Below are 14,974 nucleotides of genomic sequence, written 5' to 3' on the forward strand. Positions count from 1 at the left end.
GTGTCGCGCAGGGCCCGGATCCGCAGGGCCTGGAGCAGTTCGTCCAGGGGGTGTTCCTCGCAGAGCGCGGCGCTTCGAACAGCTCGCTGCGGACGGCCTCCACGCCCTGGAGTCCGGGGATCCGGCCCGCGCCGCCGGACTCCTCGACGAGGCCCTCGGGCTCTGGCGGGGACCCGCGCTCGCCGACCTGCCCGACCGCGCGGCCGAGGCGTCCCGCTGGGACGCCCGCCGGCTGGACGCCCGCCGCGCCCGCCTCGCCGCCGCCCTCGCCCTCGGCCAGGCCGCCGCCGTCCTGCCCGAACTCGCCGCGCTCTGCGAGGAACACCCCCTGGACGAACTGCTCCAGGCCCTGCGGATCCGGGCCCTGCGCGACACCGGGAGGGCGGCGGAAGCCCTCGCGGCCTACGACGCGGTCGGGCAGGTCGGCGAGCGCGGGTCCCCGCCAGAGCCCGAGGGCCTCGTCGAGGAGTCCGGCGGCGCGGGCCGGATCCCCGGACTCCAGGGCGTGGAGGCCGTCCGCAGCGAGCTGTTCGAAGCGCCGCGCGTCCACGTCCTCGGGGCCCGCGGCGAGCCGGTAGCCGCCGTCCGCGGAGACCACTGCCTCGTGCCCGAGCGCCCGGCGGGCCCGCCCGACCAGGGCCTGGAGCGCGGCGGCGCCGTCCGCGGGCGGCTCCCCGTGCCAGACCTCGTCGACGAGGACGGGGACGGGGACGGCGCGCCCGGCCCGCAGCGCGAGCACGGTCACCAGGGCCCGCAGCCGGMGACCGCCGATGGGGACGGGCGTGCCGTCGGGGCGGTGGGCGAGGGTGGGGCCGWGGACTGAGTAGCGCACAGGGCCTATTCTCCGTGAGCCGGGGGCCGTCGCAGGAACTCACCCCCGCCCCGGCACGTTTCCCGCACAGCACCCCGTCCTCCAGGGAGTCCCACCGATGTCCACGGCCACCACCCGCAGCCACGAGCGCAGCATCAGCCCGGTCTTCCTGGCGATCCTCGCCGTCATGGCGGTCACCGGCTGGGCCGTGTGGACCGGCTTCGCGACCTCTCCCGGTCTCGCGGTCTTCCTCTTCGTGACCTCGGCCTGGATCGTGTCGCTGTGCCTGCACGAGTACGCGCACGCACGCACCGCGCTGCACAGCGGGGACATCACGGTCGGGGCGAAGGGCTACCTCACGCTCAACCCGCTCGCGTACACCCACGCGGTGCTCAGCATCATCCTGCCGGTGCTCTTCGTGATCATGGGTGGCATCGGTCTGCCGGGCGGCGCGGTCTTCATCGAGCAGGGCCGGATCCGGGGCCGCTGGAAGCACAGCCTGATCTCGCTCGCGGGGCCGCTCGCCAACGTCCTGTTCGCCGTCGTCTGCACGGCGCCGTTCTGGCTGCACCTGCTGGACGGCGTGCCGCTGCCCTTCCGCTTCGCGCTGGCCTTCCTGGCGTTCCTCCAGGTGACGGCGGCGCTGCTGAACCTGCTGCCGGTGCCCGGCCTCGACGGCTACGGGGTCGTCGAGCCGTGGCTGTCGTACCGGCTCAAGCGGCAGATCGAGCCGTACGCGCCGTACGGGTTCTTCGTCGTGATCGCGCTGCTCTTCGTACCGGCGGTCAACGGCGCGTTCTTCGACACGATCGACGCGCTGATGCGCTCGCTGGGGGTGCCGGAGGTGTACCGCTACTGCGGCTCGGAGCTGTTCCGGTTCTGGCAGGAGACGCCGGAGCTCTGCCGGGTCGGCTGAGTCCCGGCTCGTCCCTGTCGGGGCGGACGGGCGCCGGGCCTACGCCTCGGAGGCCGCGGCGTTCTCGGCCTTGGCCCGGCGGACGTAGTACCAGGCCATGTTCGAGGACAGGCCGGCGAGCAGCACCCAGATCACGCCGAGGACGCTGCCCTGGACGAAGGAGACGACGGCCGCGACCACGGCGAGTGCGCAGACGACGAGGGCGTAGAGAGCGAGGCGGGGCATGGGGGTCGGCTCCTGTCCGGTACGGCTGATGGTGCCCGACCAGTGTCCCCCATGCCCGGGTCCGTGCCCGCAGGCGCCCGGACGGGTCGCTCAGACGTCGGTGACGCGCAGCCCGGCGTGCGCCTTGTAGCGGCGGTTGACCGAGATCAGGTTGGCGACGAGCGACTCGACCTGGTGGGCGTTGCGGAGCCGGCCGGCGAAGACGCCCCGCATGCCGGGGATGCGGCCGGCCAGCGCCTGGACGATCTCGACGTCGGCGCGCTCCTCGCCGAGGACCATCACGTCGGTGTCGATCTCGTCGATCGAGGCGTCCTGGAGGAGCACCGCGGACAGGTGGTGGAAGGCGGCGGTGACCCGGGAGCCGGGCAGCAGGGCGGCGGCCTGCTCGGCGGCGGACCCCTCCGCGGGCTTGAGGGCGTAGGCGCCCTTCTTGTCGAAGCCGAGCGGGTTGACGCAGTCGACGACGAGCTTGCCCGCCAGCTCGTCCCGCAGGGTTTCGAGGGTCTTGGCGTGCCCGTCCCACGGGACGGCGACGATCACGATGTCGCTGCGGCGGGCGCACTCGGCGTTGTCTGCTCCCTCGACGCCGAGGCCGAGCTCGCCGGCGGCGGCCCGGGCGCGGTCGGCGGCACGCGAACCGATGATCACCTTCTGGCCGGCCTTGGCGAGCCGGTAGGCGAGGCCGCGGCCCTGGTCGCCGGTCCCGCCGAGGACACCGACGACGAGTCCGGAGACGTCGGGCAGGTCCCAGGGGTCCTTGGGCGCGGGGGCGGGAGCATCGGTGGGACTCCCTGCATCGGTGGGACTCCCTGGAGGACGGGGTGCTGTGCGGGAAACGTGCCGGGGCGGGGGTGAGTTCCTGCGACGGCCCCCGGCGCGGGGGTCGGCTGCGGCAGTATGCGGCCCCATGGATGCCGTACGCGTCGCGTTGCTGCGGGAGGTACTGGCCGGAACGGCGTGGCCCCGGGAGGCCCGCCGGTTCGCGGGCGCCCTGCGGGCCTCCGTCGTGCCCCGGGGCGGCGGGCTGCTCCTGGTGGGGACGGCCGGGTACGAGCCCTGGCACCTGGCCGCGCATCTGGTCGACGAGTCGGCCTGGTCCGGGCAGCCGGAGCTGGCGCCGACGCTGGTCCGGCACCGGGTGCGGCCCGGGGATCCGGCGCATCTGGCGGTCGGGCTGAGCCGGCTGGAGTCGGCCGGGCGGGGGTCGACGCTGCTGATGGTCGCCCCCGAGCGGGCCGACGCCGGTCTCCTGGAGCGGGTGCACGACGCCCGCCGGGCCGGGGCCACCGTCCTGTCGCTGGACGGCGGGGACCCCGAGGTGCACGCACTGGCGCACGAGGCGCTCACGGTGGACGCCTCGGCGGAGGTCGACCTGGACACGGTCCAGCACCTGGTCAGCGCGGCGGCCGGTGAGAACAGCCTGCCCGCCGCACGCGGCCGGCGGCGCTTCCGGGACCGGCTCTCCGCCCTGGCGGACCACCTGACGGCCCCGCCGCAGGCGCCCTGGTAGCGGGGCGAAATCCGGTTGCCTCCGGCACCGATCGGCACGAGCATGACCCCTCGTGACCTCCAAGCTGTCGGTGAGACTGGCATCCGTCCTGCCCGACACGGCGCCGTGGCGGTCGTCCGCCGACTTCCGGCTGCTGTGGATCCAGGGGCTGGTGACGTACTTCAGCAGCTTCATGGCGCTGATCGCCCTGCCCCTCCAGATCAAGGACCTCACGAACTCGCCGTTCGCCGTGGGCGCGATGGGCGCGGTGGAGCTGGTCCCGCTGGTGGTGTTCGGTCTCTACGGCGGGGCGCTCGCCGACGCGGTCGACCGGCGCAAGGTGATCATCCTTACCGAGGCCGGGCTCGGCGTCCTCGCACTGGTCCTGCTCCTGAACGCGCTGCTGCCCTCCCCGATGCTGTGGCCCCTGTATCTCGTCGCGGCCTGCGTCTCCGCGCTGGCCGGGCTCCAACGACCCGCGCTGGACTCCCTCCTCGCCCGGATCGTGCCGCACGAGCAGCAGACCGCCGCGGCCGCGCTCAACTCGCTGCGCTGGCAGACGGGCGCGATCGCGGGCCCGGCGCTCGCGGGTCTCGTGGTCGCCTACGCCGGGCACGCGCCGGCGTACGGCCTGACGATCGCCGGCTTCGCCGCGTCGGTGCTGCTCTGCCGCCGGCTGGCCCCGGCCCCGGCCGCGCACGACGCCGAGAAGCCCTCGCTGCGCGGCATCGCGGAGGGAGCGCGCTACGCCTGGTCGCGGCCGGTGCTGCTCGGCACGTACGCGATCGACCTCGCGGCGATGTTCTTCGCCTTCCCGAACACGATCTTCCCGTTCCTCGCGGACGAGCTGGACGCCGACTGGGCGCTGGGCCTGATGTACGCGGCCGGATCGGTCGGCTCACTCGTCCTCGGCCTCACCAGCGGCTGGACCTCGAAGGTCCGCCGGCACGGCCTGCTGGTGGTGTTCGGCGCGGCGGGCTGGGGACTCGCGATCGCGCTGGCCGGCCGGTTCGACGACATCCGGCTGGTGCTGCTGTGCCTGGCCTTCGCCGGTGCCGGCGACATGCTGAGCGGGCTGGGCCGCTCCACGATCTGGAACCAGACGATCCCGGAGGAGCTCCGCGGCCGGCTGGCCGGCATCGAGGTCCTCTCGTACAGCGTGGGCCCCCAGCTGGGGCAGGTCCGCGCCGGCGCGATGGCCGGCTGGACGGGCACCCGCCCGGCGGTCTGGTCGGGCGGTCTGGCCTGCGTCGCCTCGGTGGGCCTGCTGTGCCTGACGCTGCCGCGGCTGCTGACGTACGACGCCGCGACCGACGAGGACGCGCTGCGCCGGAAGGCGGCGCGGCGGCGGGAGACGTCGGAGGCCGCGTGACCGGGCGCCCGCCCCGGACACCGCGCGAGGGGTACGGCCGCCCCAACGGATCGCCCGATCGGGTGCGGTCGCCCGCCGGCCGGGACGGGCGCGGCACGGGCCGCGGCCGTCCCGGCCGGCGCGCGTGAGGCAGGCGGGACTTTCCGGACGCGCCCTAGTCGGGAGTGTCGTCCCGGGAGCCGTCGGCCGCCGGGGCGTCGTGCCACTTCGGGTCGTTCTCCCACTCCAGGTTGCGTTCCTTCGCCGTCTCCATGGCGTGGGACGCCTCCTCACGGGACGCGTAGGGGCCGAAGCGGTTCTTGGCCGGGCACTCGGGGCCCTCCTCGACCTTCTTGTGCTCCAGGCAGTAGTACCACTCGCCCGGCTTGCCCGCCGTGCGCTTCTTGAACAGGGCCATCGTCGGCTCCTTCCTCTGTCGCCATGCTGCCCCAGGACCGGTCGTTAGACTCGCTGGTATGTCTGGCCAGTCGCTGCTCGTGCCCGGGGAACTCTCCCCCCACCGCTCCGTTCCGGGAGCCATCCGCCGTCCCGAGTACGTCGGGAAGCCCGCCCCCACGCCGTACAAGGGACCGGAGGTGCAGGACTCCGACACCGTCGAGCGGATGCGGATCGCCGGCCGCATCGCGGCCCAGGCGATGGAGGAGGCCGCCAAGCACATCGCCCCCGGCGTGACCACGGACGAGCTGGACCGGGTCGCGCACGAGTTCATGTGCGACCACGGGGCCTATCCCTCCACCCTCGGCTACCGCGGGTTCCCGAAGTCACTGTGCTCCTCGGTCAACGAGGTCATCTGCCACGGCATCCCGGACTCCACCGTCCTCAACGACGGCGACATCGTGAACCTCGACGTCACGGCGTACATCCACGGCGTCCACGGCGACAACAACGCGACCTACCTGTGCGGTGACGTCGACGAGGAGTCGCGGCTGCTGGTCGAGCGGACCCGCGAGTCCCTGGACCGCGCCATCAAGGCCGTGAAGCCCGGCCGCCAGATCAACATCATCGGGCGGGTCATCGAGTCGTACGCCAAGCGCTTCGGCTACGGCGTGGTCCGGGACTTCACCGGGCACGGCATCAACTCGTCCTTCCACTCCGGCCTGATCATCCCGCACTACGACTCCCCGCACGCCACCACGGTGATCCAGCCGGGCATGACGTTCACCATCGAGCCGATGCTGACGCTGGGCACCCACGAGTACGACATGTGGGACGACGGCTGGACCGTCGTGACCAAGGACCGGAAGCGGACCGCGCAGTTCGAGCACACGCTCGTGGTGACGGACACCGGGACCGAAATCCTCACGTTGCCCTGACGCCGGCGCGGGGTAGCTTCTTACCGACAGGACGTCGGGAACCGGTTGACTTAGGTAAGCCTAAGTAGCAGTATTCCAGCAGGTTCCCGTCCCCACCGGCAAGGCCCCCGGAGGCACGCCTTGGACACGCCCTTCTCGACGCTGATCCGCACGGCCTCGCACGAGCAGCACACCGAGGCCGAGACGTCGACGTTCATGAGCGACCTCCTCGGCGGGCGCCTCGCCGTGGACGCGTACGCGCGCTACACGGAGCAGCTCTGGTTCGTGTACCGGGCCCTGGAGGACGGCGCCGACGCGCTGAAGGACGACCTCGTCGCCGGGCCCTTCATACAGCCGGAGCTGTTCCGCACGGCCGCGCTGGAGCAGGACCTGGCCCATCTGCGGGGCCCGGACTGGCGCGCCGGGCTCTCCCCGCTGCCCGCCACGGCGGCCTACGCCGAGCGCGTCGCGCACTGCGCCCGCGCGTGGCCCGCCGGATACGTGGCGCACCACTACACGCGCTACCTCGGCGACCTCTCCGGTGGCCAGATCATCCGCGACCGGGCGGAGCGCACCTGGGGCTTCGCCCGCAAGGGCGACGGCGTCCGCTTCTACGTCTTCGAGGAGATCGCCAACCCGGCCGCCTTCAAGCGCGGCTACCGCGAACTGCTCGACGGCGTGGACGCCGACGACCTGGAGAAGCAGCGGATCGTCGACGAGTGCAAGCGCGCCTTCGACTTCAACGGCGCGGTCTTCCGCGAGCTGGCCGGCGAGTTCCCGCTCAGCGCCTGAGGGCGCGGGCGGGTTCGGGCGGGTGCGGGGGCGCGTCCCCGCACCCGGACTCAGCTCGTGAGCGGCGGTGCCAGCGTGGCCTCCAGCCGGACCCGCCCACCGAGTTCGATCACACCGTCGGGTCCGGGGGCCGTCAGGAGCTGCGAGCCCCGGCCCTGCGTGATGTTCAGGGCCCGGCCCAGCTCGGCCGTCAGCAGGATCGCCGCCGCGCCGGTGGCCTCGTCCTCGTCGATGCCGTCCCCGCGTCCCGGGAAGGCCCGCGCCCGGACACGGCCGGCCGCCTCGTCCTCCCAGGCCCAGGCGTAGATCCACTCCCCCGGCTCGGGCACCTCCAGCGCCTCGACCTCCGCGGCCGAGGCGTACCGCCGCAGGGTCCGTGGCGGGGCCCACTCGGCACGCGCCTCGATCCAGGTGAACTCCCCGTCGCCGCGCACCCACACCTCGCCCACCGGCGGGCAGACGACCTCCAGATCCAGCAGCCAGGCCACACCGACCACCGGGTACCCGGCGAACGGCAGCCGGACGCCGGGCGTGTAGATGTCGACGACGCCGCGCTCGGGGTCGTCGACGAACACCGTCTCGCTGAAGCCGAGTTCCTTGGCGAGCGCCTGCCGGGACGCCTCGTCGGGGTGCGTACGGCCGTCGCGTACGACGCCGAGGGCGTTGCCGTACCGGCCGTCGCCGGCGCAGAAGACGCGCAGTACGTCGATGTCGGTGGCGCTGCGCACGATGTCAGTCACGGTCGTGTTCATGGCGGAATTGAAGCATCCAGGAGTCCCGTTCCGCCGGACCACGCGGAATCGGCCATGCCCGGGCGGCGCCTTCGTGGTACGGCCGGGAGACCGCGGACCAGGCGGAGAACCCCGCACCGCCGCCTCGCACCCACAGGCACGGCGGCGGCCGCGGAGGCGAGCGCGGCCCCACCGTCCTCACACGGCAGCCCCGTTCCTCACAAAACGCCCGAATCCACCGCCTTGACCCGCGCTTGACCCTGCCATGGGTTCGCCATGAGAGAGCTGTGACCCCGCCGTGCCCGGGCCGGGAACGTGAGAGCTGAATCACTGGACGCCTGGGCATCGCTCAGGTAAGCCTCGGTTAAGTTAGGTCCGCCTCACCGCCGGACGAACCCGTTCCCGGCACCCTCGTCCTTCCATGGAGCCCTCTATGCGAGCCGTCCGTCTCTCTGTCGTCACCGCCGCCGCGACCGCGGCAGCTCTGACCGCCGTCACGGGCTGCGCCGAGAAAAGCGATGCCAAGGGCGGCGACGGCGCCGTCCAGGTCGTCGCGAAGGACGACTCCTGCGCCGTGTCCAAGACCGAGTTCCCCGCCGGGCACGTGAAGCTCGCCGTGGAGAACCAGGGTTCCAAGGTCACCGAGGTCTACGTCCTCTACCCGGACGGCCGGATCGTCACCGAGCGCGAGAACATCGGCCCCTCCACCAAGGCGAACATCACCGCCGAGGTCAAGGCCGGCGACTACACGATCGTCTGCAAGCCGGGCATGAAGGGCGCGGGCATCAGCCAGAAGGTCACCGTCACCGGTGGCGCCAAGGGCGCGGCGCGCTCCCCGGAGATGGACGCCGCCGTCGCCGCCTACCGCCAGTACGTGCAGGCTCAGGCCGAGGAGACCCTGCCGAAGGTGAAGGTCTTCACCGACGCCGTCCGCGCCGGTGACGTCGAGGCCGCGAAGAAGGCCTACGCCCACTCCCGCATCGGCTGGGAGCGCACCGAGCCGGTCGCCGAGTCGTTCGGCGACATCGACCCGAAGGTCGACGTCCGCGAGGACGGCCTGGAGGACGGCCAGGACCCGGCGAAGGACTGGACCGGCTGGCACCGCCTGGAGAAGGCGCTCTGGCAGGACAAGAAGATCGGTGACCGCGAGAAGCAGCTCGCCGACCTCCTCGACAAGGACCTCGCGGACTGGGTGAAGCGCGTCGGCAAGGCCGACATCACCCCCACCTCGATGGCCAACGGCGCCAAGGAGCTCCTCGACGAGGTCGCCAGCGGCAAGGTCACGGGCGAGGAGGAGCGCTACTCCCGCACCGACCTGGTCGACTTCAAGGCGAACGTCGAGGGCGCCCAGAAGTCCTTCGAGCTGCTCAAGCCGGTCGCCTCGAAGAACGACCCGAAGCTCGTCGCCGAACTGGACAAGCAGTTCGCGGCCCTGAACGCGCTCCTGGACAAGTACCGCACGGACAAGACGTCCTACGTCTTCACCTCCTACGAGAAGGTCGGCAAGACGGAGCGCAAGGAGCTCTCGGACGGCGTCAACGCGCTGGCCGAGCCGCTCTCCAAGCTCGCCGCCGCAGTCGTCAAGTAAGCCGGGAGGACCGAGATGACCGAGTCGACCGATCGTACGAACGAGCCGACCGCCTCTCGGCGCACGGTGCTGGGCTGGGGAGGTGCCGGGCTCGCGCTCGGCGCCGCCGCGGCCGGCGGCGCCGTCGCCCTGACCCGCACCGGGGACACCGCGGTGCCCGCCGCCGAGAGCGGCGCCGCCGTCCCCTTCCACGGCCCCCACCAGGCCGGCATCGCCAGCGCCGTCCAGGACCGGCTGCACTTCGCCGCCTTCGACGTGAAGACGAAGGACCGGGCCGAGCTCGTCCAGCTCCTCAAGGACTGGACGCGCGCCGCCGAGCTCATGACGGCCGGCCACGAGGTCGGCGAGGGCGCCTACGGCGGCCTGCCGGAGGCTCCGCCGGACGACACCGGCGAGGCCCTCGGCCTCAAGCCCTGCCGTCTCACCCTCACCATCGGCTTCGGCCCCTCCCTGTTCGACGGGCGCTTCGGCCTGAAGGACCGGCGGCCCGGGGCCCTGGTCGACCTGCCGAAGTTCCCCGGCGACAACCTGGACCCGGCCCGCAGCGGCGGCGACCTGTGCGTCCAGGCCTGCGCCGACGACCCCCAGGTCGCGGTGCACGCGATCCGCAACCTGGCCCGGATCGGCTTCGGCAAGGTCGCGGTCCGCTGGTCGCAGCTCGGTTTCGGCAAGACCTCCTCGACGACGCCCGAGGCCCAGACCCCGCGCAACATGATGGGCTTCAAGGACGGCACCCGGAACATCGCGGGCACCGACACCGCCGCGCTCGACAAGCACGTGTGGGCCGCCGAGAAGGACGGCCCCGCGTGGATGGCGGGCGGCTCGTACCTGGTGGCGCGCCGGATCCGGATGAACATCGAGACCTGGGACCGCACCTCGCTCCAGGAGCAGGAGGACATCTTCGGCCGCGACAAGCGCGAGGGCGCGCCGGTCGGCAAGGCCAAGGAGCACGACGAGCCGTTCCTGAAGGCGATGAAGCCGGAGGCGCACGTCCGGCTCGCGCACCCGGACTCCAACCACGGGGCGACGATCCTGCGCCGCGGCTACTCCTTCACGGACGGCACGGACGGCCTGGGCCGCCTCGACGCGGGCCTGTTCTTCCTCGCGTACCAGCGCGACGTCCGCAAGGGCTTCATCCCGGTGCAGACCTCGCTGGCGCGGGCCGACGTCCTCAACGAGTACATCCAGCACGTGGGTTCGGCGCTGTTCGCCGTCCCGCCGGGCGTCCGCGACAAGGACGACTGGTGGGGCCGGGCGCTGTTCTCGTAGCAGTGGTCGGGCACTACCGAAGGGAGCCGGCGTGTTCGGCAACTATCTGATCGGCCTCCGCGAGGGCCTGGAGGCCAGCCTGGTCGTCTGCATCCTCATCGCGTACCTGGTGAAGACGGGCCGCCGTGACGCCCTGAAGCCGATCTGGATCGGCATCGGGGTGGCGGTCTCGCTGGCCCTGGCCTTCGGCTTCGCCCTCGAATTCGGCTCGCAGGAGCTGACGTTCGAGGCGCAGGAGCTGCTGGGCGGCTCGCTCTCCATCGTGGCCGTGTGCCTGGTGACCTGGATGGTCTTCTGGATGCGGCGCACGGCGCGGCACCTGAGGAAGGAGCTGCACGGGCGGCTGGACGCGGCGCTTCGGATGGGCACCGGCGCGCTGGTCGCCACCGCCTTCCTGGCCGTGGGCCGCGAGGGCCTGGAGACGGCGCTGTTCGTGTGGGCGTCCGTACGGGCTTCGCAGGACGGCACGTCCGCCCCTCTCATCGGCGTCCTGCTGGGCATCGCGACCGCGATCGTCCTCGGCTGGCTGTTCTACCGCGGCGCGCTCAAGATCAACCTGGCGAAGTTCTTCACCTGGACCGGCGGCATGCTGGTCGTGGTGGCGGCCGGCGTGCTGGCGTACGGCGTGCACGACCTGCAGGAGGCCCGCTTCGTCGGCGGTCTCGCGAACAAGGCATTCGACGTCTCGGAGACGATCCCGCCGGACAGCTGGTACGGCACCCTGCTGAAGGGCGTCTTCAACTTCCAGCCCGACCCGACGGTCGTTCAGGTCACGGTGTGGGCGCTCTATCTGATCCCGACACTCGCGCTGTTCCTGGCCCCGGTAGGGTCGGGTCCGTCCGTGCGGGTGAAGGAGCAGAAGGCGACCGATGAGAAAGCTGAGGCGGCCGGCGAGGGCGCTCGTGGCGACGGCGGCGGCGACGGTGCTGGCGCTGACGGCGAGCAGCTGCGTGACGGTGCACGGCGAGCTGGAGCTCCTGCCGGCGGCAACGAAGTCTGAGGCCGAGCAGGCTCTCAAGGACTTCGTCGACGCCTACAACAAGGGCGACAAGGCGAACGACCCGGCCCTCACCGCGGGCCGGGTCACCGGTCCGCTCGGGGCGATCAACCAGGCGGGCCTGAAGTCCCGTTCGGTCACAAGTCCGAACGGGAACCCGAGCCACGTGCCGCTGGAGCTGTCGGACGCGAAGTTCCTGCTGCCGAAGAAGGCGGGCTGGCCGCGCTGGTTCGTCGCGGACACCGACTCGAACCGGGACACCGACCAGGGCCCCGGCGACAACCGCTGGCTGCTGGTGTTCGTCCGCAACGGCGCCACGCAGTTGTGGGAGGTCGCGTATCTGACGATCCTCACCCCGGACGAGGTGCCGGTCTTCGCGACCGACGACGCCGGCTTCGCGGTGCCGGTCCCACCCGACTCCCCGCGGCTCGCGGTCGCCCCGCAGAACCTCGGCAGGGAGTACGTCTCCTACCTGTCGACGGGCCGGCCGGGACCGTTCGCCGCCGGTCCGCACACCTCGGTGTGGCGGACCGAGCGGGAGAAGTCGGCCCAGCGGGCCGGTCTCGCCACCCAGTACATCGACGAGGCCACGGACACCGGCGACTTCGCGCCGCTGGGGCTCGCGACGCGGGAGGGCGGGGCGCTGGTCTTCTTCGCGACGAAGTACTTCGAGCGGCAGACCGCGGCCCAGGGCTACCGCCCCAAGGTCGGCGCCGACGTGAAGGCCCTGCTGACCGGCGAGATCAAGCGGTCGGTCACCAAGACGTGGGTGTCCAGCCAGGCGGTGCTCGTGAAGCCGGCGGGCGCGACGCGGGACGGGGTCACGGTCGCGGGGCGGCTGCAGGGCGTGACGGCGGCGGAGGGCTCGTAGGCGGTCCGGGTCGGGTCCCGTCCGCACGGTGCTCCGTCCGGACGGAGCACCGGCCGCGCGGAGAGCCGGGCGGGACCTGCCGGACGGCTCCCGGGTCCTGTCCTCCCGGACAGGACCGACGGGGGCTCAGCGGCTCAACGGCCAGGCGACCTCGTGGCCCGACTGCTGCCCCTCCTGCCCGGCGAGGTACCTGGCGCAGGCGTCGGTGAGGGTCTCCAGCAGGTTCAGGGGGTCCGGCAGCGGGTGCTCGGGGCCGCGGGCCCAGGAGACCCCGGGCTGCTCCTCCTCGTCACCGATGAGCCGGGACGGCGGCAGGAGCACGTAGCTGCCCCGGCAGTGCCAGCGCAGCCCCGGATGCTCGTCCATGGTCTCCGGATGGCAGTCCAGCTCGCAGGGCCACCACTCGTCCTCGTCCTCGGGGGTTCCGCGGGTGGCGGTGAAGAAGAGCATCCGGCCGCCGTCGCCCGCGCTCGGCGCGGACTCGGCGACGGGGCCGACGTCGATCCCCTGGTCGAGGAGCCGGGCCAGGGCGCCGCGCCCGGCCTCCAGCGGGACGTCGAGGACGTCGTGCACCATGCCGGTGGCGGTGACGAAGTTCGCGCCGGGCTCGGCACGGGCCCAGCGTTCGATCTGGGCGCGGTCGGTGGTCGACTGGGTCTGCCAGGCGAAGGACACCGGATGCCGGGCGGGGGTGGGACAGCCCATGCGCTCGCAGGAACACCGGTAGCCGACGGGGTACGCGGCCGGGGCGAGGGGCATTCCCGCGGCGGCGACGGCCAGGAGCAGCTTCTCGCGATCGTTCCCGTCGTCCGCGGGGGTGCGGCGGGGGCGCCTGCGCAGCCACCCCGCGAGCTTGCCGTCCGTGCCGCGGTAGCGGCCTTTGCCGTCGCCCATCTATCCCCTCACACGCTCGTGCTCGCCCGTTCGGCTCTGCCCATGGTCCCACCATCCTGCGCTCCGGGTGACCGGACTTCCCAACCGGGGTGGGGTCGGACGGCCCGCGGGGACCTCAGGAGCGGGGGGCGATACCGCGCAGGACGTAGTCGACGAGGGTGTCGGCGTAGGCGTGGGTCAGCGGCAGGGTGCGGTGCTGCCAGCGGTGGTTCAGCGGGCCGACCAGGAGTTCGAGGGCGATGCGCGGGTCGACGGCGGGGTCGACGTCCCCGGCCGCCTGGGCGGCCTCGATGCGGCGCACGTAGTACTGGAGCTGGGGTTCGAGGAGCCGCTCGACGAACCGGGCGCCGAGCTCCGGATCGACCAGGCCCTCGGCGGCCAGCGCGCGGGAGGGGCCGTCGAAGGTCGGGTCGTTCAGCTCGTCGACGGTCGCGCGGAGCACGAACCCGAGGTCGGCGGCGAGGTCCCCGGTGTCGGGGATCTCACTCTCGGCGTCGCCGCCGAGGGCCTCGTTGGCCCGGGCGGCGAGGTCGAGGAAGGCGTCGAGCAGGACGGCGGACTTGGAGGGCCACCAGCGGTAGATCGTCTGCTTGCCGACACCCGCGCGGGCGGCGATGCCCTCGATCGTCGTCCTGCTGTATCCGGACTCGGTGACGAGGGCGAGGGCGGCGTCGTAGATGGCGCGGCGGGAGCGTTCGCTGCGGCGCGAGGCGTCGGGTGCCTTGGTGTCGGACATGGAGGCAATCTAGCACCAGCGAGACGGCGCGTCTCGCTGCCTGTGGTACGCCGATATTCGGCCGAACCACCCGAACGGTTCACTGCGCGGACGCCGGGGAGGGCGGACCATGGGGACCATCCGAACCACCGTCCGTGAGGAGCCCTCATTGCGCCCTACTCCGCGCGAGGCTTCGCTTCGCCGTTACCTGATGTGCCCACCCACGCACTTCGAGGTGACGTACTCCATCAACCCCTGGATGGACCCCACGAAACCGGTCGACCTGCCCCTGGCCCTCGCCCAGTGGGAGGACCTGCGCGACCGCTACCGCTCGCTCGGCCACTCCGTCGAGCTGCTCGACCCGCAGCCGGGTCTGCCGGACATGGTCTTCGCCGCGAACGGCGCGACCGTCGTGGACGGCCGGGTCCTCGGCGCCCGGTTCGCCCACCCGGAGCGCACGGACGAGGCCGCGGCGCACCGGGACTGGTTCCGCAGGAACGGTTACGCGGACCTGTGGGAGCCGGAGCACGTGAACGAGGGCGAAGGCGACTTCGCCGTGACCGCCTCCTGGATCCTGGCCGGCCGCGGCTTCCGCTCCAGCCCGCTCTCGCACGACGAGGCACAGGAGTACTTCGGCCGCCCCGTGATCGGCCTGGAGCTGGTGGACCCGCGCTACTACCACCTGGACACGGCGCTGTGCGTCCTGGACGACGCCCGCGACGAGATCATGTACTACCCCGGCGCCTTCTCCCCCGGGAGCAGGGCCGTCCTGGCCCGGCTCTTCCCCGACGCCCTGCTGGCCACGGAGCGCGACGCCGCGGCGAAGACCATGTCCGGCAGACCCGGCTGCGGGTCGAGCAGCTCGACGGAGTGGCCGAGCGAGCGGTAGCGGTCGCGCAGGTCCTCCCACTGGGCGAGGGCCAGGGGCAGGTCGACCGGTTTCGTGGGGTCCATCCAGGGGTTGATGGAGTACGTCACCTCGAAGTGCGTGGGTGGGCACATCAGGTAACGG

15 protein-coding genes and 3 pseudogenes are annotated in these 14,974 nt (G+C 72.5%); 11 read left to right on the forward strand and 7 right to left on the reverse strand.

Annotated elements, in window-relative coordinates:
* Positions 1–106 precede the first annotated feature (106 nt).
* Positions 107–361, forward strand: a pseudogene (locus EAO71_RS38735) (BTAD domain-containing putative transcriptional regulator); the annotation flags it as partial.
* A 48-nt stretch (positions 362–409) separates the two neighbouring features.
* Here the strand turns inward: EAO71_RS38735 and EAO71_RS12255 are convergent.
* Positions 410–832, reverse strand: a pseudogene (locus EAO71_RS12255) (AfsR/SARP family transcriptional regulator); the annotation flags it as partial.
* A 97-nt stretch (positions 833–929) separates the two neighbouring features.
* Here EAO71_RS12255 and EAO71_RS12260 point away from each other — a divergent pair.
* Positions 930–1,727, forward strand: coding sequence for a site-2 protease family protein (locus EAO71_RS12260; RefSeq protein WP_147977754.1), 798 nt, complete (start codon positions 930–932; stop codon positions 1,725–1,727).
* Between the two features lie 39 nt (positions 1,728–1,766).
* Here the strand turns inward: EAO71_RS12260 and EAO71_RS12265 are convergent, their stop codons facing one another.
* Together EAO71_RS12265 and npdG are read right to left on the reverse strand one after the other, a co-directional pair.
* Entirely contained in the window at positions 1,767–1,952 is a 186-nt protein-coding gene (locus EAO71_RS12265) for a hypothetical protein (protein WP_147977755.1), read from the reverse strand.
* A gap of 90 nt (positions 1,953–2,042) precedes the next feature.
* Positions 2,043–2,861: an NADPH-dependent F420 reductase gene (gene npdG, locus EAO71_RS12270; RefSeq protein ID WP_261992106.1), complete on the reverse strand. Its 819-nt coding sequence runs from the start codon at positions 2,859–2,861 to the stop codon at positions 2,043–2,045.
* Between npdG and EAO71_RS12275 the strand changes: the two genes are divergently transcribed.
* Both EAO71_RS12275 and EAO71_RS12280 read left to right on the forward strand, forming a co-directional pair.
* A complete protein-coding gene (locus EAO71_RS12275; RefSeq protein ID WP_147977756.1) occupies positions 2,860–3,462 on the forward strand; it encodes a hypothetical protein in 603 nt (200 codons plus the stop codon). The genes npdG and EAO71_RS12275 overlap by 2 nt on opposite strands.
* Positions 3,463–3,526: 64 nt before the next feature.
* The gene (locus tag EAO71_RS12280) at positions 3,527–4,813 is read left to right on the forward strand and encodes an MFS transporter (RefSeq protein WP_147979256.1); all 1,287 of its coding nucleotides are present in this window, start codon (positions 3,527–3,529) and stop codon (positions 4,811–4,813) included.
* A gap of 154 nt (positions 4,814–4,967) precedes the next feature.
* Here the strand turns inward: EAO71_RS12280 and EAO71_RS12285 are convergent, their stop codons facing one another.
* The gene (locus EAO71_RS12285; protein WP_147977757.1) at positions 4,968–5,210 is read right to left on the reverse strand and encodes a hypothetical protein; all 243 of its coding nucleotides are present in this window, start codon (positions 5,208–5,210) and stop codon (positions 4,968–4,970) included.
* A 58-nt stretch (positions 5,211–5,268) separates the two neighbouring features.
* Between EAO71_RS12285 and map the strand changes: the two genes are divergently transcribed.
* The gene (gene map / locus EAO71_RS12290) at positions 5,269–6,126 is read left to right on the forward strand and encodes a type I methionyl aminopeptidase (RefSeq protein ID WP_147977758.1); all 858 of its coding nucleotides are present in this window, start codon (positions 5,269–5,271) and stop codon (positions 6,124–6,126) included.
* Positions 6,127–6,246: 120 nt separating this feature from the next.
* On the forward strand, positions 6,247–6,897 hold the full coding sequence (locus EAO71_RS12295) for a biliverdin-producing heme oxygenase (protein ID WP_147977759.1): 651 nt from the start codon (positions 6,247–6,249) through the stop codon (positions 6,895–6,897).
* A gap of 50 nt (positions 6,898–6,947) precedes the next feature.
* On the opposite strand, the gene EAO71_RS12300 is transcribed toward EAO71_RS12295, so the two are convergent.
* A complete protein-coding gene (locus tag EAO71_RS12300; RefSeq protein ID WP_147977760.1) occupies positions 6,948–7,649 on the reverse strand; it encodes a PhzF family phenazine biosynthesis protein in 702 nt (233 codons plus the stop codon).
* A 412-nt stretch (positions 7,650–8,061) separates the two neighbouring features.
* On the opposite strand from EAO71_RS12300, the gene efeO reads away from it, so the two are divergent.
* Genes efeO through EAO71_RS12320 form a run of 4 tightly spaced genes read left to right on the forward strand, consistent with a single transcriptional unit; the run spans position 8,062 to position 12,353 of the window.
* Positions 8,062–9,216, forward strand: a complete 1,155-nt coding sequence (gene efeO / locus EAO71_RS12305) for an iron uptake system protein EfeO (protein WP_147977761.1) — start codon at positions 8,062–8,064, stop codon at positions 9,214–9,216.
* Positions 9,217–9,231: 15 nt separating this feature from the next.
* On the forward strand, positions 9,232–10,485 hold the full coding sequence (gene efeB, locus EAO71_RS12310) for an iron uptake transporter deferrochelatase/peroxidase subunit (RefSeq protein ID WP_147977762.1): 1,254 nt from the start codon (positions 9,232–9,234) through the stop codon (positions 10,483–10,485).
* Between the two features lie 31 nt (positions 10,486–10,516).
* On the forward strand, positions 10,517–11,485 hold the full coding sequence (gene efeU, locus EAO71_RS12315; protein WP_147977763.1) for an iron uptake transporter permease EfeU: 969 nt from the start codon (positions 10,517–10,519) through the stop codon (positions 11,483–11,485).
* A complete protein-coding gene (locus EAO71_RS12320) occupies positions 11,442–12,353 on the forward strand; it encodes a hypothetical protein (RefSeq protein ID WP_261992229.1) in 912 nt (303 codons plus the stop codon). The genes efeU and EAO71_RS12320 overlap by 44 nt, the downstream gene beginning before the upstream one ends.
* Positions 12,354–12,479: 126 nt before the next feature.
* Here EAO71_RS12320 and EAO71_RS12325 read toward each other — a convergent pair whose 3' ends face one another.
* Both EAO71_RS12325 and EAO71_RS12330 read right to left on the reverse strand, forming a co-directional pair.
* Positions 12,480–13,247 (reverse strand): bifunctional DNA primase/polymerase, encoded by a 768-nt coding sequence (locus EAO71_RS12325; protein ID WP_147977764.1) that lies wholly within the window; start codon positions 13,245–13,247, stop codon positions 12,480–12,482.
* A 115-nt stretch (positions 13,248–13,362) separates the two neighbouring features.
* Entirely contained in the window at positions 13,363–13,983 is a 621-nt protein-coding gene (locus tag EAO71_RS12330; protein WP_147977765.1) for a TetR/AcrR family transcriptional regulator, read from the reverse strand.
* A 190-nt stretch (positions 13,984–14,173) separates the two neighbouring features.
* On the opposite strand from EAO71_RS12330, the pseudogene ddaH reads away from it, so the two are divergent.
* Positions 14,174–14,785: pseudogene (gene ddaH / locus EAO71_RS12335) on the forward strand (dimethylargininase); the annotation flags it as partial.
* Positions 14,786–14,974: the final 189 nt, after the last annotated feature.

Origin of the sequence: Streptomyces sp. MS191, assembly GCF_008042125.1 — a bacterium.
Taxonomy (GTDB): domain Bacteria; phylum Actinomycetota; class Actinomycetes; order Streptomycetales; family Streptomycetaceae; genus Streptomyces.